This window comes from Arthrobacter sp. MOO21 (assembly GCF_057369995.2).
In genome coordinates this window covers 492,253-513,942 of record NZ_CM170671.2, presented here as the reverse complement: position 1 = coordinate 513,942, position 21,690 = coordinate 492,253, and the positions used below count along the sequence as shown (strand labels likewise).

The following is a 21,690-nucleotide window of genomic DNA, read 5'->3' as shown; positions in this document are numbered from 1 at the left end:
GCCTTTGCGACCAAGCCCAGACCCCGAGGGCATTACAGCGCTGCGGGCGTTACTGGCGCGTTACAGCCCGGGGGAGGGGGCCACGTTCGTCGACGCCGCACCAGCCGGCGATGAACAGGGCGATGCTCTTGGTGATCCGGCGGACGGATTCCACCGAGACCCGCTCGTCGAACCCGTGGATCGCCTCGGACACGGGGCCGTACACCAGCGCCGGCGTATCCGCGTAGAGGGCGAACACCCGGCCGTCCAGGTAGCCCGGTGTGGTGAAGCTTTCCAGCCCGCGGCCGAACACCTGCGCGTGGGTCCGCTCCAGCAGCGCCTCGGCCTCGCTCCCGGGCTCCAGCACGTAGCCTTCGGAGAAGAAGCCTGTCCGGACGCCGACGGCGGTGATGGGCGCCGGGCCGTGGCCCAGGGACTCGAGGCACTCCTGGAGTTCGTGCCAGGCCTGCTCCGCTGTGATCCCGGGATAGATAGCGGCGCGCACATCGAACTCGCACCAGGCCGGGACGCTGGAAGGCCAGTCGCCGCCCGCGATCCCGCCGAAGTTGAAGTTGATCGGGTGGTCCAGGTCCTCGAAGTGGGGGTGCTGACCCCGGTCCGCGTTCCACTTCTCCTCCACCTCGCGCAGCGCCGAAATCACCGTATAGGCGGCGTCGATGGCGTTGAAGCCGGTGCCCATCTCGCGCGGATGGGTGGGGTTTCCGGTGACCCTGACCCTGAACCAGATCACGCCGACATTGGCGCGCACCAGCATGTCCTCCTCGGGTTCGGGGATGACGACGGCGTCCGCGCGGTAGCCGCGCATCAGGGCCGAAAGCGAGCCGTTGCCCGTGCACTCCTCCTCGACGACGGACTGGAAGTGGATGCGGCCTGCCGGCTCGAACCCGGCGGCGCGGACGGCGTCGAAAGCGAAGAGGTTGGCCGCGAGGCCCGCCTTCATGTCGCCGGCGCCGCGGCCGTACAGCCACCCGTCGATGATCGGTGCGTCCCAGGGGTAGCGGGACCACGCCTCGGACGGGCCTTCGGGCACCACGTCGATGTGGCCGTTGAGGATGAGGGACCTGCCGCGCTCGTCGGCCGGACGGTAGGTGCCCACCACGTTGGTCATCCCGTCATAGGAAACCGTCACGGGCCCGAATCCGGGATGGGCGGACAGGTCCTCGGCGTCGAGCTCCCACCGGTCCATCTCCAGGCGGCGGCCGGCCATGGCCCCGTACATCAGGTCCTGGGCGCTGCCCTCCCGGGTGCGCAACGACGGGTGCTTGACCAGCTCCTGGGTGAAGGAAAGCTGGGCGTCGAAGGCGGCGTCGACGGCATCCAGGATGCGGCGGGTTTGGTCGTCATTGAGCAAGGTGGTCTCCTAACGGGCAGGGGAGCCGTCCGCCGGACGGCTCCCCTGGGTGATTGGTAGCTGTTGCGCGCCGGCTTACGGTCCGCCGCCGCAGGTCTAGCTGCTGACGAGCTTCTTGTCCTGGACGCGCAGGCGCTCGCCGAAGAACCCTCCGACGGCGGTCAGCAGGGAGATGATCGCCAGGATCAGGGCCGCACCCCAGGACTGGTTGCCGGAGACGCCCAGCATGGCGGTAGCCAGCAGGGGCATGAAGCCGCTGGTGGCGCCGGCGATGTTGTAGCCCAGGGCCACGCCGGAGTAGCGCAGCTTCGGCGGGAACAGCTCGGTGAGGAGGGCGCCGTTGACGGCATAGGCGACGGCGATGAGCATGATGCCGATGGTGATGGCCAGCGTGATCATCAGCGGGGACTTGGTGTCGATCATCGCGAAGAGGGGGAAGGCCATGACGGCGCTGACGACGCCGCCCCACATGGTGACCTTGCCCGGCCCGATCTTCTCGGCAAGCCGGCCCATGAGGAAGGTGACGCCGATCTGGGCCACTGCGGCAACCAGCGTTGCGTTGACCATGACGTTCCGGTCCACCTTCAGGGTGTTGGAGCCGTAGCTCACCGCGAAGGTGGTGATCATGTAGAAGCCACCGACGCCGAGCAGTGCGGCGAGTACGGCAATGAGCAGGCGGCCGCCCGCGTGGCGGAACACCTCGAAGGCCGGAACCTTCGCGGTCTCGCCCTGGGCCAGCAGATCCTTGAAGATGGGGGATTCCTCCACCTTGAGGCGGATCCAGAGCGCGATGCCCAGCATCGGGAAGGCCGCCAGGAACGGGATTCGCCAGCCCCAGGCGTCAAAGGCCTCGGACGGGAACAGCAGCACCAGGGAGAAAGCGCCGGAGGCCAGCAGCGTGGCCACCGGCGAGCCGACCTGTACCAGCGCCGCGTACCGGCCGCGCTTTTCGACCGGAGCGTGCTCCACGGCCATGGTCACGGCACCGCCCCACTCGCCGCCGACAGCCAGGCCCTGGACCAGCCGCAGAACCGCGAGCATGGCGGGGGCAGCCAGGCCGATGCTGCCGAAATCGGGCAGCAGGCCGATGAGGGCCGTGGCAGCGCCGATCATGACGATGGTCATCAGCAGCGCCGGGCGGCGCCCGTAACGGTCGCCGACGAAACCGAAGATGATGGCGCCGATGGGACGGGCCGCGAAGCCGACGCCGAACGTGGCAAAGGAGGCCAGCAGCGCCGCAGTGGGGTCCATGTTGGTGAAGAAGAGCCTGTTGAAGACAAGCGCCGCGGCCGTGCCGAAGAGGTAGTAGTCGTACCACTCCAGTGCCGTCCCCACGAAGGCGGCACGGGCGATCTTGCCGGCGTCCTTGCCGGAGATCACCGGAGGAGCACCTGCGGCGGGGGTAAGTGAATTTGAGGTCGTCACTGTTTGAGCCCTTTCGAGCGGGTTGAGTTTTGCATCCCGGATCCCGCGGCGGTCGAAAGGCCATGCCTGCACTGCAGCGGTGGTTATTCGAGAGTAGATCAGTGATAAAGCCCTAAACAATGACAATATCCACCCACTTTTTGCCCGTTAAATGGGCATCTTCACAAAGTCAGTCCGTGAACTCGCCGTAGCGGCTGAGGGCAACGAGGGCCCGCGCGGCCTCGGCCGGCACCGTCAGGTCAAGGCCGATGACCTGGTGCAGGCTGTGCAGGCGGTTGACCACCGTGTTCCGGTGGCAAAAGAGTTCCTCGGACGTTTCCTTGATGGACCCGGTCCGCGCATAGCTGCGCGCCACCTGCAGCAGTCGCTGGCGTTCAAGGGGCGTGCACTTGTCCAGGGCATCCTTCACGGGAGCGGAAAAGCCTGGAAACTTCTGTTCCAGGAGCCTGCCGGCAATCCCCATCCAGGCATCCTCCATCGTCGCCAGCCCGGTGCCGCGGCGCTTCTGCTGTGCGAGCACCAGCGCTGATGAGGCGGCGGCCGGGACGGCGGCCAGGCCGGCGACGCCGGACATGTAGCCTGCGGGGAATCCCGGCCCTTCCTCGTGCCAGGTCCGTCCTTGGCGCTGCTGGCGGAAGAGATACAGGACCCCCGTGTTCTCGTACAGATAAACGTTGTGGTCCGACTCGAACTGCCGCTGGGCCTGGGGCACGGCGTCCGAGGTAACCGCCAGCACTTCAAAGGTCCCGTTGGCCTGCACCCCGAGCGCCTCGGCAAGCTCCTGGGCTTCAGCAGCGTTGCCCAGTTCCGCGTTGAACAGCCGGGACAGCAGGCGCTGGCGGTACAGCTGCTTGTTGCGCGTCAGCCTGGCCTCTTCCTCCGCGTAGGCCTGCTGGATGCTGCTCACATAGCCTTCGACGGCGTCGAGGACGCGGTCCATGTTGGCCACCAGGACGCTGATTCCCTTGTCCCGGGCGACCCGTTCGAGCCCCTTCCAGAGAACACGGAAGTCATTGCGGATTGCTTCAAGGAAGGCGTCCAGGGGGACGCCCTGGCGGGCCCGGCGCGCTGCCACCTCGCGCGGAAGGGTCTGCAGGTCCGGGGGGAGCTCCAGTCCGGCCATCTGGTACAGGAACATGTCCATGGTGTCCGCCGCGGTGCGGTAAACGTCGTCCTGGGGAACCAGTGCTTCACCGTAGGAAATGGCAGAGAAGCGGTCCAGGAAGTCGCTAACGAGCAGGGAGCGTTCTTTCCACAAACTTTCCAGCAGCTCTGTCCACTCCGGTTCCATGGGCCGGCCCGGACGGAACTCGCGGGGTGTGGTGCCGGAAGGGCGGGCGGCAACGCCGTCGTGTGCTGTCATGCATCCATTTTATGCAAACGCCTAAATTTTGGCACCAAGGCCGCGTTTGATGTCTCTTGAAGGCAGCAATCGTACAGAGTTGAATGGACCGCAGCCCCACTTCCCGGCCCCAGACCCGAACCCTTCCGCACGGTTGAGGGGGCCATACCAAAGAGGATTCATGCCCGTCGATCTCCTGATTCGCAACGCCCACATCCTGACCCAGGATGCCTCCCGCCCTGCGGCGACCAGCCTGCTCATCCACGACGGCAAGATTTTCGACGTCGATCCCGACGCCGACCTTGCCAGCCATGCCGCCCTGACCATCGATGCGGCCGGGACCACGATTGTCCCCGGTTTCAACGACGTCCACGCGCACAGCGTGTGGTTCGGCCTCGGGCTCATGGAGGCTAACGCGGGGGCAGCGGCAAGCCTGGACGAGGTGTACCGGATCATCGCCGAGGCCGCAGCCGGGAAGGCCCCCGACGAATGGGTCATTGCGTCCGGCTACAGCCCGCTGCTGCTCGGCGGCCGGCAGCCCGACCGTGACCGGCTGGATGCGGCCGCCGGGGGGCGCCCGGTGTGGATCAAGCACTCATCGGGCCACGCCTGCACGCTCAACGGTGCGGCGCTGGAGCTCGTCGCCGCCCGCGCCGATCTCACAGCCCCGATCGACGGCGGCGCCGTGGTGGTGGACGAAAAGGGCCGGCCGACAGGGCTGCTGGAGGAGAATGCCATGCGGCTGGTGCAGGACCTCCTGCTTCCCTATCCGCTGGAGACCATTGAGCGCGCGCTGGACCTCGCGACGTCGCACTACCTCTCCGAAGGGATCACCAGCGTCACGGATGCGGGCATCGCCGGCGGCTGGATCGGCTATTCTCCCCGCGAGTTCGCGGCCTACCTGAACGCCCGCGACAAGGGGCTGCTCAGCGTCAGGATGCAGCCGATGCTGGTCATGGATGCCCTCCACGATGTGCCGGGCCATGCCGACGACCCGGCGTCCAGGAGCCTGGACGCCGGAATCCGCACCGGACTGGGGGACGACTGGCTGCGGCTGGGCCCGGTGAAGATCTTCAGCGACGGCTCGCTCCTGGGCAGTACGGCCTACATGACCGAGGAATACGCAGGCTGCACCCACAACCACGGCTACCTGCAGATGGACCCGGACCAGCTGCGCGAATCAGCCCTGGGCGCGTACCGGGCAGGCTGGGCGATCGCGATGCACGCGATCGGCGACCACGCCATTGACCACGCGATCGACATCATCACCGAGGCGCAGGAAAAGTACGGGCTCAATTCACAGCCCAACCGGATCGAGCACGGCGGGGTGGTCCGCCCCGACCAGCTGGACCGGATCGCCAATGCCGGCATCGTGCTGGTCCCGCAGCCGCACTTCATCACGGAATTCGGGGACGGCATGGCCCGCCTTCTGGGCCCCAAACGGACCGCCTGGTCCTATCCCGGCAAGAGCCTGCTGGATCGCGGCGTCACGCTGCCCGGAAGCTCGGACCGCCCGGTCTCCAACGGCCGGCCACTGGACGTCATGCAGTCCTTCGTGGAGCGGCTGACGCCGTCGGGCGAGGTCTACGGGCCGGACGAAAGGATCACCGCAGCGGAGGCGCTGGCCGCGTACACCACCGGATCGGCCGCCGCGACGGGAACCGGGCACATCAAGGGGCGCCTGGCGCCGGGGTACCTGGCGGACCTGGTGTTCCTCGACCAGGACCCTACCGCCGTCGACCCCTCCAACATCTCCGCCACCCGCGTGCTGGCCACCATGGTGGGCGGGAACATCCGTTTCGGCGCCGAAAATCTGCCAGCCCCGGCCCGCGTGGCAGACCTTGAGGCAGCACTGACAGGGAAGGAAACCCCATGAGCACCACCAACGACCAGTTCCTCGCCGACTTCGCCACGATGTCGGGCTTTGGCGCCACCCCCGGCGGCGGCGTGGAGCGGCAGGCCGGCACACCGGACGACCATGCCACCAGGGCGTGGTTCAGCCAATGGCTGGCCGGGCACGGCTACACCGAAGCCGTGGACGAGGCAGGCAACCAGTTCGGTCTGGTGGAACTTGTCCCGGGCGCCCCCTACGTGCTGGTCGGCTCGCACCTGGACTCCCAGCCGCTGGCCGGCCGGTACGACGGAGCCTACGGAGTGCTCGCCGCGGCGCACGCCGGCGCCCGCGTCGCGGCGGAAGCACGGGCCGGAAAGCTGCAGCCCACCTACAACCTGGCCGTCGTGAACTGGTTCAACGAGGAAGGCAGCCGCTTCGCGCCCAGCATGATGGGAAGCGGCGTGTTCACCGGGAAACTGCGGCTCGAGGACGCCCTCGCCACCGCCGATCCCGCGGGGACAACCGTTGCCCAGGCCCTTGCCGCAGGACACGCTGCCCCGGACGGGAACGCCCCCGTCCTCGCCCAGGTTGCCCGCTACGCCGAAATCCATATTGAGCAGGGCCGGAACCTGGAGGAGAGCGGGACCCAGGTGGGGATCGTGGACAGCACCTGGGCCGCCAGCAAGTACCGGGTGACCGTGGACGGAGCGCAGTCGCACACGGGCGCCACCCGCATGGAGGACCGCCGTGACGCCCTCTTCGGGGCCGCGCTGGTGATCGCCGCCGCGCGTGAACTGGCTGCCGAATTCGAGCCCGGGCTGCTGCACACCTCGGTCTCCGAGCTGTATGTCCTGCCGAACTCGCCGGTCACCATCGCCCGGCAGGTGCTGATGAACCTGGACCTGCGCTCCCCGGACGAGTCCGTGCTGGGCCTGGCCATGGAGCGGCTGGGCAAGAGGATCATCGACGCCGGGATGGACTCCCGCACGGACATCCGCCTGGACCTGACGCACAACTGGGGGGTGGTGTCCTACCAGCCCCGGGGGGCAGCCTTGGGCAGGGCCAGCGCGGAGAGCCTTGGCTACACCCACGCGGACGTGATGACCGTGGCCGGGCACGATTCGACCAACATGAAAGACGTGGTTCCCACCGTGATGCTCTTCGTGCCCAGCGTGGAAGGCATCTCGCACAACGAGGCTGAGTACACGCACGACGACGACGCGCTGCGGGGCGTCGAGCTCCTCACCGACGTCACGCGTCGCCTTGTCCGGGGCGAGTTGGAAGAGGACTAGCGGGCCGGGCGGGGGCCGGGCCGCCTTCCGACGCCTAGGTGTATTGACCACGGAGGTTAGGAACATGCGGCGTGGTTAGGTGACAAAAAGAAGACCTCCAAGTGGAGTGGGGCTTGTCTAAGAGTCCGGTCCACAAGGAGGTCTTCAATGTCCCATGCTAACGCGCTTCTGACGCCGAAGGGACGGCTCCGGCTGGCCCGGTGCATCGTTGATGACGGGTGGCCGCTGCGCCGTGCTGCTGAGCGGTTCCAGGTGTCGGTGACGACCGCAGCGCGGTGGGCGGCCCGTTACCGGGAGCACGGGGAGCACGGGATGGGTGATCGTTCCAGCCGGCCCATCAACTCCCCGCGTCGGACCTCCACGCGGCGGGAGCGGCGGATCGTCGCGATCAGGGTCAACCGGCGCTGGGGCCCGGCACGGATCGGCTATCTGCTGGGCATTCACCCCTCCACGGTGCACCGGGTGCTGTCCCGGTTTGGGCTGGCGAGGCTGGCGTGGATGGACCGGGCCACGGGCCGGGTGATTCGCCGGTACGAGCACCACAGCCCCGGGGACCTGGTCCACGTCGACATCAAGAAACTTGGACGGATCCCTGACGGCGGCGGACACCGCAGTGTCGGCAGGGCCGCCGGAAACCGGAACAAGACCGGTACCGCGGCAAACCGGAGACCGGGTCACGCCTTCTTGCACAACGCCGTCGATGATCACTCCAGGCTCGCCTACACGGAGATCCTGACCGATGAGAAAAAGGACACTGCGGCCGGATTCTGGGAACGCGCCAATGCCTACTTCGAGTCCCACGGGATCACTGTCAAACGGGTCCTGACCGATAACGGATCCTGCTACCGCTCCTACGCATTCAAAGACGCTCTGGGCCCGGACATCAAGCACAAACGCACCCGACCCTACAGGCCTCAGACAAACGGCAAAGTCGAGCGCTACAACCGCACCATGCTCGACGAATGGGCCTACGCCCGTCCCTACGCCTCAGAGGCCGAGCGTGTTGCCGCTTTCGCCGACTGGCTCCATCATTACAATCATCATCGAGGCCACACCTCACTCAACGGTCAGCCACCGGCCAGCCGCGTCACCAACCTCTCAGGTCAATACACCTAGGCGGTGTTCCGCCCGCCGCTGAGGTCCAGCACCTGCCCCGTGGTGTAGCTCGCCTCCGGAGACAGCAGCCAGGCAGCAAGTGAGGCAAACTCCGCCGGTTCGCCCACCCGGCCCATCGGCACCCGGGCCAAAAGCTCTGCGTTGCGCTCCGCGGAAAGGTCCTCCAGGAGCCGTGTCCGGAACATCGACGGCGCCACCGAGTTCACCGTCACCCCGTCCGGCGCGGCCTCCTTGGCGGCCGTCTTCACCAGTGCCACCACGGCTGCCTTCGATGCCGAGTACGCAGCCATGTTGGCGTTGCCCTCACGCGCGGCGATGGAAGCGAGCACGGCGATGCGGCCGTAGCCGGCGCGGCGCATGACGGGAAGCAGTGCGGCAAGGCCGTGGAAACACCCGTCCAGGTTGATGGCGAACGTCCGTGACCATCCCGCAAACGGCATGTCCTGCACCGCGGTTTCAGGCCCCTGGACCCCGTGGGCAAAGAGCGCACCGTCGATCCGGCCGTGCTGCCCCAGCACCTCGGCCAGTACGGCATCCCACTCCTGCCGCTGCGTGACGTCCAGGTGGAGTGACGTTGCGGGGGCCTCCCCGTTGCCCGTGCCGAGAGCATCGGTGTTGACCACTGTTGCCCCCTCGGCGCGGAGGCGCTCGCTTGCTGCCGACCCCAGGCCTCCGGCGGCCCCGGTCACCAGGATCACCCGGCCACGGAAGCGGCCGGGCCAAACCGGTGAGGGCTGGGCCGTTTCATTTCCAAGGGTCATCGGAGCTCCCCGTTCATGGCGGGACTGCACGCGGCAACGCCCGCGAGCGGTGCAAGGACCTGAGCCAGGTGCTCGCCGACGGCGAAGGCCCGGGTGATCGCCGAGCCGAGGGTCGCCCCGCCGCCGGGGTAGTTGTTGCGGAACACGCTCGCCGATACGTTGCCAGCGGCGTAGAGCCGGGGGATCGGCTGGCCGTGGCGGTTCAGGACGCGTCCGTTGAGGTCGGTGTCCAGGCCGCCGGAGGTGCCCAGGGTCCCGGCCGAAACCGGTACCGCAAAGAACGGTCCCTTCTCGAGCGGCGCCAGGCAGGGATTGGGCGCCACTCCGGCGTCGCCCAGGAAGCGGTCCTGCGGGGTGGAGCCGCGGTGGAACTCGGTATCAACGCCGGCAGCTGCATCGGTGTTGAACCTGGCCACAGTCTGCTCCAGACCGGCCGGATCAATGCCGGTCGTTCCCGCCAGGTCCCGGAGCGTGTCCGCCTGCACCATCCAGTCCGCAGGTTTCCCGGGGGTGGAGCCGGCCACCGGGTACTTCGCCATGTAGGTGGAGTCGAAGACGAGCCAGGCCGGGTTGTTCTGCTGGCCCAGGGAGTGCGGGTCGATGGACGCGAACACCCGGGAGGCGTCATGGTAGTTCAGGGCCTCGTTGACGAAGCGCTTCCCTGCGGCGTTGACCGTGATGGACCCGGGCAGCGTCATTTCCACGTTGCCCATCCGTCCGGACTGGACGCCGTCGTACCGGTGCGCCGGCGTGCTGATGACCGGCACGCCCCACACCGCGGTCATGTCCGCCACGGCGGCGCCAGCCTTGAGGCCCAGTTCCAGCCCGTCGCCCTCGTTGGAGGGCGCGCTGATGGGGGTAACGGGGAAAGGCAGGAATGCCTTCCGCAGCCGCGGGTTCCATTCGAAGCCGCCGGAGGCAAGGACGACGGCGGCCGCTTCCACTGTCCGGCTGCCTCCGCCCGCGCCGATGGCCACCTTCCAGCCGTTGCCGCGCCCGCCGTCGGGCCCGTTGCCCAGCGGGAGCAGGTCCTGGAGCGGTGCCGACACGGCGATGTGCACGCCGCGGTCCAAAGCGCTCGCGAGCAGCCGGCCCACCAACGCCCCGCCCATGGTCCGCACGCCGGCCGCGGCCCGGCGCGCCAGGAGCGCGGGATCAGCTGCCCGGCCGTTCAGTTCATCCCGTTCGGTCATGGTCAGCAGCGGAAAGTACGAGGACGGGCGGATCAGCTCCGCCATGCCGGGATAGTCCGCGGGATCGAAGGCATCATTGTCCAGGCCCCTGCCACCATCAGTGGCGCCCGCCCACTCCATGTGGTAGTCCGGCCGGGCGATCGGCGTCATGGACACCCTGGTGTTGTTGTTGAAATATTCGACGGCGCGCGGGGCCGTGCTGACGTACCATTCGATTTCCGCATCCGTCAGCACGTTCCGGCCCGCCTCGGTGAGGTAGGCGACGGCGCCGGAATGGCTGTCAGTGAACCCCGCCTTCCGGGCCAGATGGTTGTTCGGTGCCCACATCACGCCGCCGCCGGCTGCCGTGGTGCCGCCCAGTTGCGGGGCCTTTTCGACCACCAGGACGGAAAGGCCGGCGTCGGCGGCGCGTACCGCTGCGACCAGGCCCGCTGCACCGCTGCCAGCCACCACTACGTCGTAGGAGCCGGCCAGATTCTCCACGGGAGTGGTCACGGAGTTCATGCCGTGACCGCTTCCCGGGCATTGGCAGCCGCTCCGGCAGCCTGCGAAGCAGGCATGTCGATGACGATCTTGCCCACCTTTTCGGTACGGTTGCCCATCAGCGCATAGGCCTCCGGCAGCTCCCTGAAGCCAAAGCGGTGCGTCATGAGCGCCCGCGCCTGGCCGGGGTGCCGGGCCAGCAGTGCCAAACCGTCGGGAATCAGGTTCAGGCTGTTGCGGCTGCCCATGATGTCGAGTTCCTTGAAGGGGATGTCTTTCATGGAAAGCGTGACAGAGCGCGGCGAGATGCCCACCTGGACAATGCGGCCGGCGCTGGCCACGAACCGGATGGCGTTTTCGAACGAGGACGGCACGCCTGTGGCCTCGATGACCAGGATAGGGCCGTTGCCGTCCGTCAGGGCATCCAGCCGCGCGCTTTGCCCGGCGTCGGGAAAAGGTCTTGCGGGATCCACCAGGAGGGTGTCGGCCGCACCGAAGGCAGTGGCGAGCTCCAAACGGTCCGGTTCCGTATCGGCGGCAATGACCTGCACTCCCAGATCGGCCAGGTACAGGGTGGCAAGGAGTCCGATGGGTCCGCTGCCCAGCACCAGCGCAGTTTCCCCGGCAGTTGCCCGGCCGCGGTTCACAGCCTGCATGGCGATCGACGCCGGTTCCCCCATCGCGGCGATCTCCAGCGGCAGCCCGTCGGGAACAGGGCACAGCTTTTCCGCGGGGATGCTGACCAGTTCCACCAGGGCGCCGTCGGAATAGCAGCCGATGCAGCCGATGCTGCGGCAGACGTTGGGCCGGCCCAGCCTGCACGGCTGGCATTGCCCGCAGTACGTCACGGGGCTGACGGCCACCCGGTCGCCGACGCTGATGTTGGCGCCGTTGTCCCCGATGGCCTCCACGACGCCGGAGAATTCGTGGCCCTGCACGATGGGCAGCTCGGTGGGGTAGTCGTCCTCCCAGATGTGCAGGTCCGTCCCGCAGAGGGCGACGTGGTGGACCCGGACCAAGGCATGGCCTGCCTCCAGGGAGGGTTCGGCCACTTCCTCGTAGCTGATGGTTTCCTTGGCGATGGTGCGTGCGGTCAGCATCTTTCCCTACTTCCCGTCCGCGCCGAAGAAGATGTTCCACTGCCGGATGCTGCGTTCTTCGACCAGGTTGTTCCGGAAGAACGGGTCTTGGTCCATTAGGGCCTCAACATCGGCCTTGGACTCACCTTCAATGACCAACAGCGCGCCAGGCGCCTCCTCCGGGCCGAAGGGGCCGCTCTTGAGCAGCCGGCCGCCGTCGAACTGCGTTTGGAGGAACTCCACGTGGCTGGGACGGTGCGTGTCGCGGGCGGCGGCGGTCCCGTTCGCGTAGGAGTAGGTGACGGCGAAAGTGGCCATGGAAAGTTCCTCTTCATTGAGTCGGGAAGTGTGCCGGCTTGTCGGGCCGGTCCGGGTGATTCCATGGTGCTGACCCGATTGAGACAAGTCCAATACTTATTCGGTCAATGACTATGTGTAGGAATTGCATAGTCGAGGGCCCCGTGTGAGAAGAGTTCCTAGGCCCCGCCCGGGCTTTAGGCTGAGGGCGTGGGAAGGACTTCTTCCGCCACGTGCAGCGCCAGCTCTAAAGCAGGGGAGATGAGGACTGGATTCCAGGCAATGCCGGATTCCAGCCGCGGCGCATTGCCTGAGAGCGGAATGAACACCGTGCCGCCGGGCATGATCCCGGCCACCGACTGGGGCATGAGGCTTACCCCCACGCCGCCGGCCACCAGGGAGAGGGCGGTATAGGGATCCGACACTTCCTGCGCCACGCGCGTGCGGAACCCTGCAGCGGTGCAGGCGGAAAAGATGGCCTCCCGGAGGGTGGACCCCTGGGCCTGGGGCATGGTGACGAAGCCGTCCGCGGCCAGTTCATGCAACGCGATGGTGGACCGCCCGGCCAGCGGGTGGTCCACCGGGACGGTGGCGCCCAGCGGCTCCACCGCGATGCGCCGGGTGGCAAGGGCCGGCGCGTCCACCGGCAGGCCGATGAAGGCCAGATCCATCGAGCCATTGTGCAGATGGCCCAGGGCGTCCTGCGTCAGCAGTCCGCCGCTGAGGGTGAGGTCCAGTCCGGGGTAGCGCTGGCGCAGGGCGCGGGTCAGCGGCGGTAACGTGGTGTGGTTGAGCGCGCCTGAGAACCCGATGGCCAGGCGGCCGTAAACCGTCCCCGTGTCAGCGCTTGCGGCCCGCCGGGCGAGGTCCAGCTCCTCGAGGATCTTCCGGGCGTGGGGCAGGAACGACAGTCCTGCCGTGGTCAGCGAAACGGCCCGGGTATTGCGCTCGAACAGCTCCGCACCCAGGCTCTTTTCCAGCTTCTTGATGGTCTGGCTCAGCGGTGACTGTGCCATGCGCAGGCGGCTGGCCGCCCGGCCGAAGTGAAGCTCTTCGGCGACCGCCAGGAATGCCTCAATCTGCCGCAGTTCCATGTGCCTCCCGGTGGGCCGAGGTCCTGGCCCGATTGAGCGCTGATTCAACCTAGTTGCCCCGTTACTATAATCCCAGTGCACTTGAAGCATTCCCATGGATCCGGGTGGCCAGCCACAGGCAGGCTGCCAGCAAGGGGCGCGTAAATGACCGAAATCCGGTGGCTTGAAGCCTTCGTCGCTGTTGCCGAGGAACTCCACTTCGGCCGCGCAGCCCTCCGCCTCCATACCTCTCAGTCCCCGCTGAGCCAGACAATCCGGAAGCTCGAGAACGACCTGGGCACCCGCCTATTCGAGCGGAACACCAGGAGCGTCGCGCTCACGCCGGCCGGCCACGCCCTCCTTCCGCGGGCCTACCGCGTGCTCCAGGACATGCGCCTGGCGCGCGAGGCCGCACTGGCTGAAGATGAGGGTATCCGGGGAAAGATCCTGATCGGATTCTCCGGGGCCGTGAACCATTTGACCCTGCCGCCGCTCACGCGCGCCGTGCGGCGGCGCCACCCCGACATTGAACTGGACCTCACCAGCAGGGTGCGCACCAGGGACGGCCTGGCAAGCGTTGCCAACGGAACCCTTGACCTGGCCTTCGTCGGCGTTGCCGAATCCCCGGATCCGTCAGTAGTGGCCCGGCTTGTTGCCCGGGAAGAAATCGGTGCGGTGCTTCCCCTGGACCATCAGTTGGCCCGGGAGAAGTCGATACAGTTGCAGAGCCTGTCGGGCGACGACTTCATTTCGCCGCCCACGGACGGCTCGTCCTCCATGACGGAAGTGCTGCTGGCGTCCTGCATGGCGGCGGGGTTCCGGCCCCGCATCGTCCAGGAGTTGTCGGATCCCTACATGGTGCTGACGTTCGTGGCCGCCGGGGTCGGAGTCACCCTGATGAGCAGCGGGATCTCAGGCATCATTCCTTCCGGCGCAACCTATGTGCCGCTGGACGCTCCGCATCACTACATGAACCACGCCATTGCCTGGTCCGCCGACAATGACTCGGCCGTGCTGAAAGCCGTGCTCGATGTCGTCGAGGAGGTCTTCCCGCCCATCACAGCCTGACGGAATATAGATCAATCGCAGCATAGTGCTAGATCAATTTAGTCGTGGACTTACTAAGTGGCCGCGGCCACACTGGATGGAGAAGCCGCCCGATGCGGCGCCCGGTTGCAGCGCAGGCCCTGCCTGCACAACCGTTCCAGTCCACGAAGGGAAGACCATGTCAGTGTCGACATCGGTGCCAGCACGCCCAAAGAACAATGCCAGGATCGCGGCCGTCTCGGGATTCGTCGGCAGCGCGCTTGAGTACTACGACTTCTTCATTTTCGGCTCGGCCGCAGCCCTCATCTTCGGAAAGCTCTTTTTCGCGCCCGGCCCGTCCGCCATGCTGTTGTCCTTCGCCACGGTGGGCGTCGCGTACGTAGCCCGCCCGCTTGGCGCCGTGATCTGCGGACATCTGGGCGACAAGTTTGGCCGCAAGAAGGTACTCCTGCTCACCCTGCTGCTGATGGGAACGTCCACCTTCCTGATCGGCTGCCTGCCCACGTACAACCAGATCGGCATGGCTGCGCCGATCCTCATCGTGGCGCTGAGGCTCCTCCAAGGGCTCTCCGCCGGCGGCGAATCGCCGGGTTCGAGCTCCCTGACCCTCGAGCACGCCCCCGACAGGAAACGGGCTTTCTACACCAGCTGGACGATGAGCGGGATCATGTTCGGCATCGTGCTCTCCACCTTGGTCTTCATTCCCGTGGCCTCCATGCCCGAGGAGCAGCTTCTGGCCTGGGGCTGGCGCATCCCCTTCCTTGCCAGCGCCGTGGTCACCATCATCGCCTTCGTGCTCCGCAGGCTCCTCGAAGAGCCCGCGGTGTTCCAGGAAGTCCAGGCCCACGATGAAGTGGTCAAAGTACCGCTGGTCACGCTCTTCCGGCACCACTGGGTAACTGTCCTCCGCGTCACCGCAATGTCGCTCTTCACCATCATCAACACCATCATCAACGTCTTCGCCCTCAGCTACGCAACCTCCGTCGTCGGGGTGGAAAAGGGGCTGATGCTGACCGTGATCGCAGTGGCCAACCTGGCCGCAGTAGCCATGGGCCCCCTGGCAGGAATCCTCGCCGACCGCATCGGGCGCAAACCGGTCTTCCTGTCCGGACTGGTGCTGCAGATGGGCATGATCTTCGTGTTCTTCGCGGCGTTGGCAACGGCGAACGTACCCCTGATCTTCCTCACCGGAATCGTCCTGATCGGCCTTGCCTACACGGCAACCAACGCCATCTACCCCGCATACTTTCCGGAGCAGTTCCCGGTGAAGGTCCGCTACTCCGGAATGGCCGTCAGCCTGATGTTCGGCCTGCTCCTGGCCGGCTTCGCCCCGGTGATTTCCGAGCTGCTGATCGGCGGCGACAAGGCAAACTGGGGTCCAGTCGCCATCTTCGCCGCAGCAGCCTGCGCCGTCTCGGCCATCGCTGCGCTTACGGCACCCGAGACAGCCAGGACTCCAACAGCGCTGCTGGGGCTGAAGAAGGCCGGCTCCCGGCTCCACGCCCCCTCGGCCCCGGCCGCAGACAAGGTAGCAGCAGACAAGGTACAGGCCTGAAATGCTGCAAACCCTTGCAGGTCCGCAGTTGCTCCAGCCGCGTAAGCCCGATGTCCACCACCGATTCGTCGTGGGTCTGCTCGGCGCCGGCATCGCCGGCTCCCTCACCCCCGGCCTGCATGAAGCGGAAGCGGACAGGCTGGGCCTGGCGTACACCTACCGCATCATCGACCTGGAAGCCCTGGGCGGGCACTCCGGAAGGTCCGCAGAGCTGGTCAGGAGCGCAGCAGAACTCGGATACGACGGGCTCAACGTCACGCACCCGAGCAAGCAGCTGGTGCAGGAAGGGCTGGACGAGCTCTCGCCCGATGCCCGCATCCTCGGCGCGGTCAACACCATCACCTTCCATGGCGGGAGGGCCGTCGGCCACAATACCGACCACACCGGCTTCATCGGCGGCCTTCGCGCCGGGCTCCCCTCGGCGCACCTCAACTCCGTCGTGCAGGTCGGTGCCGGTGGAGCCGGGGCGGCCGTGGCCTACGCCCTCCTCGACGCCGGCGCCGGCCACCTGGTCATAGCGGACATCGAACCGGCCAGGGCAGAAAGCCTTGCCGCCCGGCTGGCCCCCCACTTTCCCCACAGCGAGGTGGTGGCTGCCCGCACCGATTCCATCGCCGGAAACATCCGCACCGCCGACGGCCTGGTTAACACAACGCCCATCGGCATGACTGGCCATCCCGGGATCCCGGTGGATCCCAGCCTGCTGCACCCGGGACTTTGGGTGGCGGACGTCATCTACCGGCCGCTCGAGACCGCGCTGATCATGGCCGCGCGGGAGAAGGGGTGCGCGGTCCTGGATGGCGGACGGATGGTGGTGGGGCAGGCCGCCGCGGCATTCGAACTTTTCACGCGCATCCCCGCGGACCCGGACCACATGCTGGCCACTTTCCGCCGGGCAGCATCCGCATCCCACTCCGAACAGAAAGATGGCATTCGTCGATGACCACCCCCTCACCCGTCACCGCCCGCCCGCTGCGCGTTGGAATCGCAGGATGCGGAGCGATCTCGCACAACCACCTGGCTGCATTCCGTTCCCTCGATGGCCTCGAGATCGTTGGCGTATGCGACGTCGACCACGGCCGTGCCCAGGCCACGGCGCGGGAGTGGGGCATTCCCCATGCCCTCAGCACCCTGGATGCACTCCTGGCACTGGACCTGGACATCGTTTCCGTCTGCACGCCCCACCCCACCCACGAGGAGGTGGTGCTGCAGGCGGCCGCAGCGGGAGTGCACGTGCTCTGCGAGAAGCCGATCGCCGTCGAACTGGCGTCCGCCGAGCGCATGGTGCAAGCCTGCGACCAGGCGGGAGTCAAGCTGGGCGTCCTCTTCCAGCGGCGGTTCTGGCCGGCAGCCCAGCGCATCCGCGCCGCCATTGACGACGGGACCGTAGGCCGTCCCATCCTGGGGCAGTGCTCGGTGATGCTGCACCGCGACCCGGAGTACTACTCCCGGGACGCCTGGCGCGGAACCTGGGCGAACGACGGCGGCGGGGTCCTGATGACGCAGGCCATCCACTACATCGACCTGCTACAGTGGTTCATGGGAGATGTGGCCGAGGTATACGGCAGGATCAACACCTACAAACACGGCGACCACATCGAAGTGGAGGATTCGGCGACGGCCGTCATCACCTTCACCTCGGGTGCCATGGCCACGCTTGAAGCGTCGACGGCGGTGTCCCCAAGTCTCGGGGCACAGGTCCGGATCACAGGGGAGACAGGTGCCTCCGCGTCATTGACCGAATTCCCCGAAGGCAGCGACGGACGCGTGGACCTGTGGGCGGTATCCGGAAGGGTCCGCACCGAACCGGCCCACCCCGAGGGCGCTGAACCCAATGTCCCCCTGGCCACCATCAACGGCCAGCTCATCCCGCACCACACCGCCCAGGTCCGCGACTTCGTCCGGGCCCTCCGCGAAGGCGGTGAACCGGCCATCACCGGCCGGGATGCCACCAAGGCGCTGCGGATCCTGCTGGCGGTCTACGAATCGTCCCGGACAGGCATCCCCGTCCGCTTCGCCCCGCTGCCCGGCACAACACGCCCCCTCACGCAGGTTGCGGGCTAAGGAAGAGCAATGGAACAGAACACGCGCTACGCCGCCGCCCCCCTGACCCTGGGGCGCAACGGCCGCACTCCCAAGACCCTCCGCAACCGGCTTGCCTCCGCCCCCATGGAACGGAACTACGGCACCACTGACGGGCGCATCACCGAGCAGTACATCGACTACCTCGTGACCCGGGCCAAAGCCGGCCTGGGCATGGTCACCACCGAAGCTACCTACGTCCGTGCCGACGGCAAGGGCCGCACCCACCAGTTGGGCCTGCACAGTGACAGCATGATCCCGGGCCTGCGGAAACTCACGGACGCGCTGCACAAGGAAGGCGCGCTGGCCGCCGTCGAACTCAACCATGGTGGCCGCACCGCGCAGGCCGCCGTGTCGGGGTTCAAGAATGTGGCGCCGTCGCCCGTGCCGTGCGAGGTGGCAGGCGGCGAAGTCCCGCACGAGCTCACCAGCGAGGAGTGCGATGGGCTCGTCGAAGCCTACGCGCAGGCTGCCCGGCGCGCGGTGCTGGCCGGCTTCGACGTCATCAACCTCCACGGCGCCCACGGCTACCTGATCCACCAGTTCATGTCACCGGTCTCCAACCACCGGAAGGACCGGTTCGGCGCCCCCGAGTACTTCATGAACAGGGTCATCGACGCGGTCCGGGCTGCAGTTCCGGACACCGTCGTGGGAATGCGGGTTTCCGTGCTGGAAGGCCCCGCCAACGGTATCTCCGCCGAAGAGCAGGTGGCCATCATGGCCAAGGCCCACCTGGACAAGCTCGACTTCCTGGACATCTCGGCCGGCAGCTACGAAGCGGGTGAGTGGATCGTCCAGTCCGGTGAATGGAAGCCCGGCGTCCTCGCCGGCTACGCCAAGGCCTACCGCCGGTTCGGCATCCCGCTGGGGATGGCCGGCCGCCTCAACTCGCCGGACATCATCGAAGAAGTCCTCGCCGCGGGGACGTGCGACTTTGTGAGCCTTGCCCGCGCCGTCCACGCGGATCCGGCCTTCGTGGGCGGCGTCCTCCACGGTGGGCGCTACCGTCCCTGCATCGCCTGCAACGTCTGCATCGACAACCTGGGCCTCGGCCAGGTGACCTGCACCGTCAACCCTGCCGTGGGCCGCTCCCGCATCCCGGTCCCGACCCCGGCCGTCCGCGAGGGGAGCCGCGTGGCGGTTGTGGGCGCCGGCCCCGCCGGCCTGACCGCTGCCCGGGAGCTCGCCGAAGCAGGGGCGAAAGTGACCGTGTTCGACGACGGCGGGCGGCCGGGCGGCCAGTTCGCCCTGGCGGAGCGGATGAAGTCCACCCCCGACTTCCACCGCTTCACGGAATGGTCCGCGGCAGAAAACGCCCGGCTGGGCATCGACCTTCAGCTTGGGTCGCGCGTGGATACCGCCCGCCTGGATGCCTTCGTCCGCGAAACTGCGGCAGACGCCGTCGTACTCGCTACCGGTGGTCTCCGCCCCGGCGCCGGCTTCCCTGGGGCAGGCTCAGCGGACGTCCTGGACATCCGGGACTGGCTGGCCGGCCACCCGGAAGTGCTCGACGAGCCAGCGGAGGGCGCCGTCATGCCGGAGTCCGTGACAATCTGGGGCGCTGATTCCGTTGCCATGAGCGTCGCCGATACCTTGGCCGACAGGGGAACAGCGGTCCTGTTGCTCGGGCCGCAGGAGGCCATCGCTCCGGAATCCGGCCGCAGGGCCAAGATCCTGGCCGTTCCCCGGCTCCAGGCCAACCCCCGGGTCCGTATCCGGCTGGACTCCGTCATCGAGGAGTACGACGGAACACGGGTCCGGGTGTCCGGGCCGGACTGCCCGCCGGCCGGAGAATGGCTGGACGCCCCGGGACCGCTCCTGGTCTCGCGCTCCGTGGTTCCGCTGGACGGCTCCATCGCGGCCGGGGCCCGCGACGCGGAACTGAGCCTTATGGCCGGAGTGCCGGTGACCCTGGCCGGAACTGTCGTGGACCAATCACCGGCGATCGCATCCAACGCGGTCAAGAGCGGCTACGACGCAGCACAACGGATCGCGGCCCGGCTGTCCCCTGACTCTCTTGGCACTACGAAACCCATCTTGGACGGAGCACTCCAATGACGCACAACCCGCCCCGGCCCATCGGCCTGGCCCAGCTCTCACTGCTGACCACAGCCCCGCCGGACCTCGTGGGCATCGCCGCCCAGGCCGGGTTCGATTTCGTGGGTGTACGGGTCCGTCCGGTGACACCCACGGAACGGCCTTTTGACCTGCAGCCGGGATCGCCGATGCTGAAAGAGACCCTGGCGCGCATGCAGGACACCGGCGTTACCGTACGGGACATCGAATTCCTGCTGCTGGACGGCAGCGACCAGCGGGACGACTGGCTGCGGATGATGGAAGCCGGCCAAGCACTGGGCGCCAGCTCCATCACTGTTGCGGGAGGGGATCCCGACAGCGGCAGGCTGCTCAACACGCTGTGGTCAATGACCGAGGACGGCCGCGATTTCGGCATCATCCCCACCCTGGAAGCCATCTCGTACCAGCCGGTTGCGTCCATTGCCCAGTCAGCGGATCTCGCCGGCAGGGCCGGCTGCAACATCGTGGTGGATACCCTGCATTTCAACCGCTTCGCCGGTGCAGGCGGCGTCGGGCAGTGGGATGCGCTGCGCGCCCACGCAGCCCTTGTGCCGTTGCTGCAATTGTGCGACGGCCCGAGAGCCCGGCCGGCCAGCCGTGACGCTCTCATCACCGAATCCCGGTCGGAGCGGGAGGTCCCCGGCGAGGGCGGATTCGGGCTTGCGGAGGTGGTGGCCGCCCTTCCGGACGGCCTTCCGGTAAGTGCGGAGACGCCGTCGGACCGGGGCGTAGCTGAACTGGGCGAGCCCGGCTGGGCACGGCGGCTCAAGGCCGGCGTGGATGCTGTGCTCGCGAGGGCCGACGCCTTGCGGGAATCAAGGATGCCCACCAGGACGGGTGTGCAATGAGCACCACCGTCGCCGGCGGAATGGCCACCGAGTTGGTGCCGGGTGTGAAGATCCCGCTCATCGGTCTGGGGACCTGGCCGATGATGGGGGAGGATGCTGCTGCCGCGGTGGCCCAGGCCATCACCACCGGCTACCGGCACATCGACACCGCCGAAAACTACGCCAATGAGGCGGCAGTGGGAGAAGGTATCCGCCGCAGCGGAATCGACCGAGGCGAACTGTTCCTCACCAGCAAGTTCAACGCCCGCTGGCACAGCCGGCCCGGCGTCCGGGAAGCTTTCGTGGAGGCAACCCGGCGGCTCGGCACGGAATACCTTGACCTGTTCCTGGTTCACTGGCCCAACCCCGCCCAGGGACGGTTCGTGGAAGCGTGCGAGGGACTCCAGCAGCTGATGGATGCCGGGTGCATCCGTGCGTGGGGCGTCTCCAACTTCAAGCCGGTCCACCTGCAGCGCGTGCAGGCCGCAGGGCTGCGGGTCCCTGTGAACCAGATACAGGTCGACCCCGAACACGGCCAACCGGCGCAGCTTCGCTGGCACGCCGGGCAGGGGATCCTGACCGCTGCCTACAGCCCGCTGGGCCGCAACGGCAGCTTCCTCGGCAACCCCGCCATCAGCGGCCCGGCCAGGGAGCTTGGAAAAACGCCGGCCCAGATCGTCCTGCGGTGGCATGTCCAGCACGGCCGCGTGGCCATCCCCAAGTCGGCACATCAGGAACGCCAGCGCGAAAACCTGGACGTCTTCAGTTTCACCTTGACCCAACCGCAGCTCGCTGCCATAGACGCACTCGAAACCGGTGCACCACCGCGTCTCGACTCAGACACCTACTTCCACTAA

At 67.4% G+C, this 21,690-nt stretch carries 18 protein-coding genes; 10 read left to right on the top strand and 8 right to left on the bottom strand.

Annotated elements, in window-relative coordinates; all coding sequences use genetic code 11:
• Nucleotides 1-49 precede the first annotated feature (49 nt).
• The 3 genes from AC2JAJ_RS02280 to AC2JAJ_RS02270 all read right to left on the bottom strand — a co-directional run bounded on the left by AC2JAJ_RS02280 (nucleotide 50) and on the right by AC2JAJ_RS02270 (nucleotide 4,139).
• Entirely contained in the window at nucleotides 50-1,351 is a 1,302-nt protein-coding gene (locus AC2JAJ_RS02280) for an ArgE/DapE family deacylase (RefSeq protein ID WP_486414433.1), read from the bottom strand.
• A 96-nt stretch (nucleotides 1,352-1,447) separates the two neighbouring features.
• Nucleotides 1,448-2,776, bottom strand: coding sequence for an MFS transporter (locus tag AC2JAJ_RS02275; RefSeq protein ID WP_486414434.1), 1,329 nt, complete (start codon nucleotides 2,774-2,776; stop codon nucleotides 1,448-1,450).
• Between the two features lie 169 nt (nucleotides 2,777-2,945).
• Nucleotides 2,946-4,139 (bottom strand): helix-turn-helix domain-containing protein, encoded by a 1,194-nt coding sequence (locus tag AC2JAJ_RS02270; protein ID WP_486414435.1) that lies wholly within the window; start codon nucleotides 4,137-4,139, stop codon nucleotides 2,946-2,948.
• 160 nt (nucleotides 4,140-4,299) lie between these two features.
• Here AC2JAJ_RS02270 and AC2JAJ_RS02265 point away from each other — a divergent pair, with 160 nt between their 5' ends.
• The 3 genes from AC2JAJ_RS02265 to AC2JAJ_RS02255 all read left to right on the top strand — a co-directional run bounded on the left by AC2JAJ_RS02265 (nucleotide 4,300) and on the right by AC2JAJ_RS02255 (nucleotide 8,360).
• Nucleotides 4,300-5,994 (top strand): amidohydrolase, encoded by a 1,695-nt coding sequence (locus AC2JAJ_RS02265; RefSeq protein WP_486414436.1) that lies wholly within the window; start codon nucleotides 4,300-4,302, stop codon nucleotides 5,992-5,994.
• Nucleotides 5,991-7,244: a M20 family metallo-hydrolase gene (locus AC2JAJ_RS02260; protein ID WP_486414437.1), complete on the top strand. Its 1,254-nt coding sequence runs from the start codon at nucleotides 5,991-5,993 to the stop codon at nucleotides 7,242-7,244. Before AC2JAJ_RS02265 ends, AC2JAJ_RS02260 begins: the two co-directional genes overlap by 4 nt.
• 147 nt (nucleotides 7,245-7,391) lie before the next feature.
• Nucleotides 7,392-8,360, top strand: coding sequence for an IS481 family transposase (locus AC2JAJ_RS02255; protein WP_486414408.1), 969 nt, complete (start codon nucleotides 7,392-7,394; stop codon nucleotides 8,358-8,360).
• Here AC2JAJ_RS02255 and AC2JAJ_RS02250 read toward each other — a convergent pair.
• The 5 genes from AC2JAJ_RS02250 to AC2JAJ_RS02230 all read right to left on the bottom strand — a co-directional run bounded on the left by AC2JAJ_RS02250 (nucleotide 8,357) and on the right by AC2JAJ_RS02230 (nucleotide 13,267).
• Entirely contained in the window at nucleotides 8,357-9,121 is a 765-nt protein-coding gene (locus AC2JAJ_RS02250; RefSeq protein ID WP_486414438.1) for an SDR family NAD(P)-dependent oxidoreductase, read from the bottom strand. The two genes, AC2JAJ_RS02255 and AC2JAJ_RS02250, sit on opposite strands and share 4 nt — an antisense overlap.
• On the bottom strand, nucleotides 9,118-10,818 hold the full coding sequence (locus tag AC2JAJ_RS02245; protein WP_501053334.1) for an FAD-dependent oxidoreductase: 1,701 nt from the start codon (nucleotides 10,816-10,818) through the stop codon (nucleotides 9,118-9,120). The genes AC2JAJ_RS02250 and AC2JAJ_RS02245 overlap by 4 nt, the downstream gene beginning before the upstream one ends.
• Nucleotides 10,815-11,897: an alcohol dehydrogenase catalytic domain-containing protein gene (locus AC2JAJ_RS02240; RefSeq protein WP_486414440.1), complete on the bottom strand. Its 1,083-nt coding sequence runs from the start codon at nucleotides 11,895-11,897 to the stop codon at nucleotides 10,815-10,817. Before AC2JAJ_RS02240 ends, AC2JAJ_RS02245 begins: the two co-directional genes overlap by 4 nt.
• Nucleotides 11,898-11,903: 6 nt before the next feature.
• Nucleotides 11,904-12,194, bottom strand: a complete 291-nt coding sequence (locus AC2JAJ_RS02235) for a YciI family protein (protein WP_486414441.1) — start codon at nucleotides 12,192-12,194, stop codon at nucleotides 11,904-11,906.
• Nucleotides 12,195-12,370: 176 nt separating this feature from the next.
• Nucleotides 12,371-13,267 (bottom strand): LysR family transcriptional regulator, encoded by an 897-nt coding sequence (locus AC2JAJ_RS02230; protein ID WP_486414442.1) that lies wholly within the window; start codon nucleotides 13,265-13,267, stop codon nucleotides 12,371-12,373.
• Between the two features lie 144 nt (nucleotides 13,268-13,411).
• Here AC2JAJ_RS02230 and AC2JAJ_RS02225 point away from each other — a divergent pair, with 144 nt between their 5' ends.
• The 7 genes from AC2JAJ_RS02225 to AC2JAJ_RS02195 all read left to right on the top strand — a co-directional run bounded on the left by AC2JAJ_RS02225 (nucleotide 13,412) and on the right by AC2JAJ_RS02195 (nucleotide 21,690).
• Nucleotides 13,412-14,314 (top strand): LysR substrate-binding domain-containing protein, encoded by a 903-nt coding sequence (locus tag AC2JAJ_RS02225; protein ID WP_501053333.1) that lies wholly within the window; start codon nucleotides 13,412-13,414, stop codon nucleotides 14,312-14,314.
• Between the two features lie 157 nt (nucleotides 14,315-14,471).
• Nucleotides 14,472-15,848 (top strand): MFS transporter, encoded by a 1,377-nt coding sequence (locus AC2JAJ_RS02220; protein WP_501053332.1) that lies wholly within the window; start codon nucleotides 14,472-14,474, stop codon nucleotides 15,846-15,848.
• Nucleotides 15,849-15,852: 4 nt separating this feature from the next.
• Entirely contained in the window at nucleotides 15,853-16,791 is a 939-nt protein-coding gene (locus tag AC2JAJ_RS02215; protein ID WP_501053471.1) for a shikimate dehydrogenase, read from the top strand.
• Nucleotides 16,788-17,912: a Gfo/Idh/MocA family protein gene (locus tag AC2JAJ_RS02210; RefSeq protein WP_486414445.1), complete on the top strand. Its 1,125-nt coding sequence runs from the start codon at nucleotides 16,788-16,790 to the stop codon at nucleotides 17,910-17,912. The genes AC2JAJ_RS02215 and AC2JAJ_RS02210 overlap by 4 nt, the downstream gene beginning before the upstream one ends.
• A 9-nt stretch (nucleotides 17,913-17,921) precedes the next feature.
• Nucleotides 17,922-19,988 (top strand): FAD-dependent oxidoreductase, encoded by a 2,067-nt coding sequence (locus AC2JAJ_RS02205; protein WP_501053331.1) that lies wholly within the window; start codon nucleotides 17,922-17,924, stop codon nucleotides 19,986-19,988.
• Nucleotides 19,985-20,854, top strand: coding sequence for a TIM barrel protein (locus AC2JAJ_RS02200; protein WP_501053330.1), 870 nt, complete (start codon nucleotides 19,985-19,987; stop codon nucleotides 20,852-20,854). The genes AC2JAJ_RS02205 and AC2JAJ_RS02200 overlap by 4 nt, the downstream gene beginning before the upstream one ends.
• The gene (locus tag AC2JAJ_RS02195) at nucleotides 20,851-21,690 is read left to right on the top strand and encodes an aldo/keto reductase (protein ID WP_486414448.1); all 840 of its coding nucleotides are present in this window, start codon (nucleotides 20,851-20,853) and stop codon (nucleotides 21,688-21,690) included. Before AC2JAJ_RS02200 ends, AC2JAJ_RS02195 begins: the two co-directional genes overlap by 4 nt.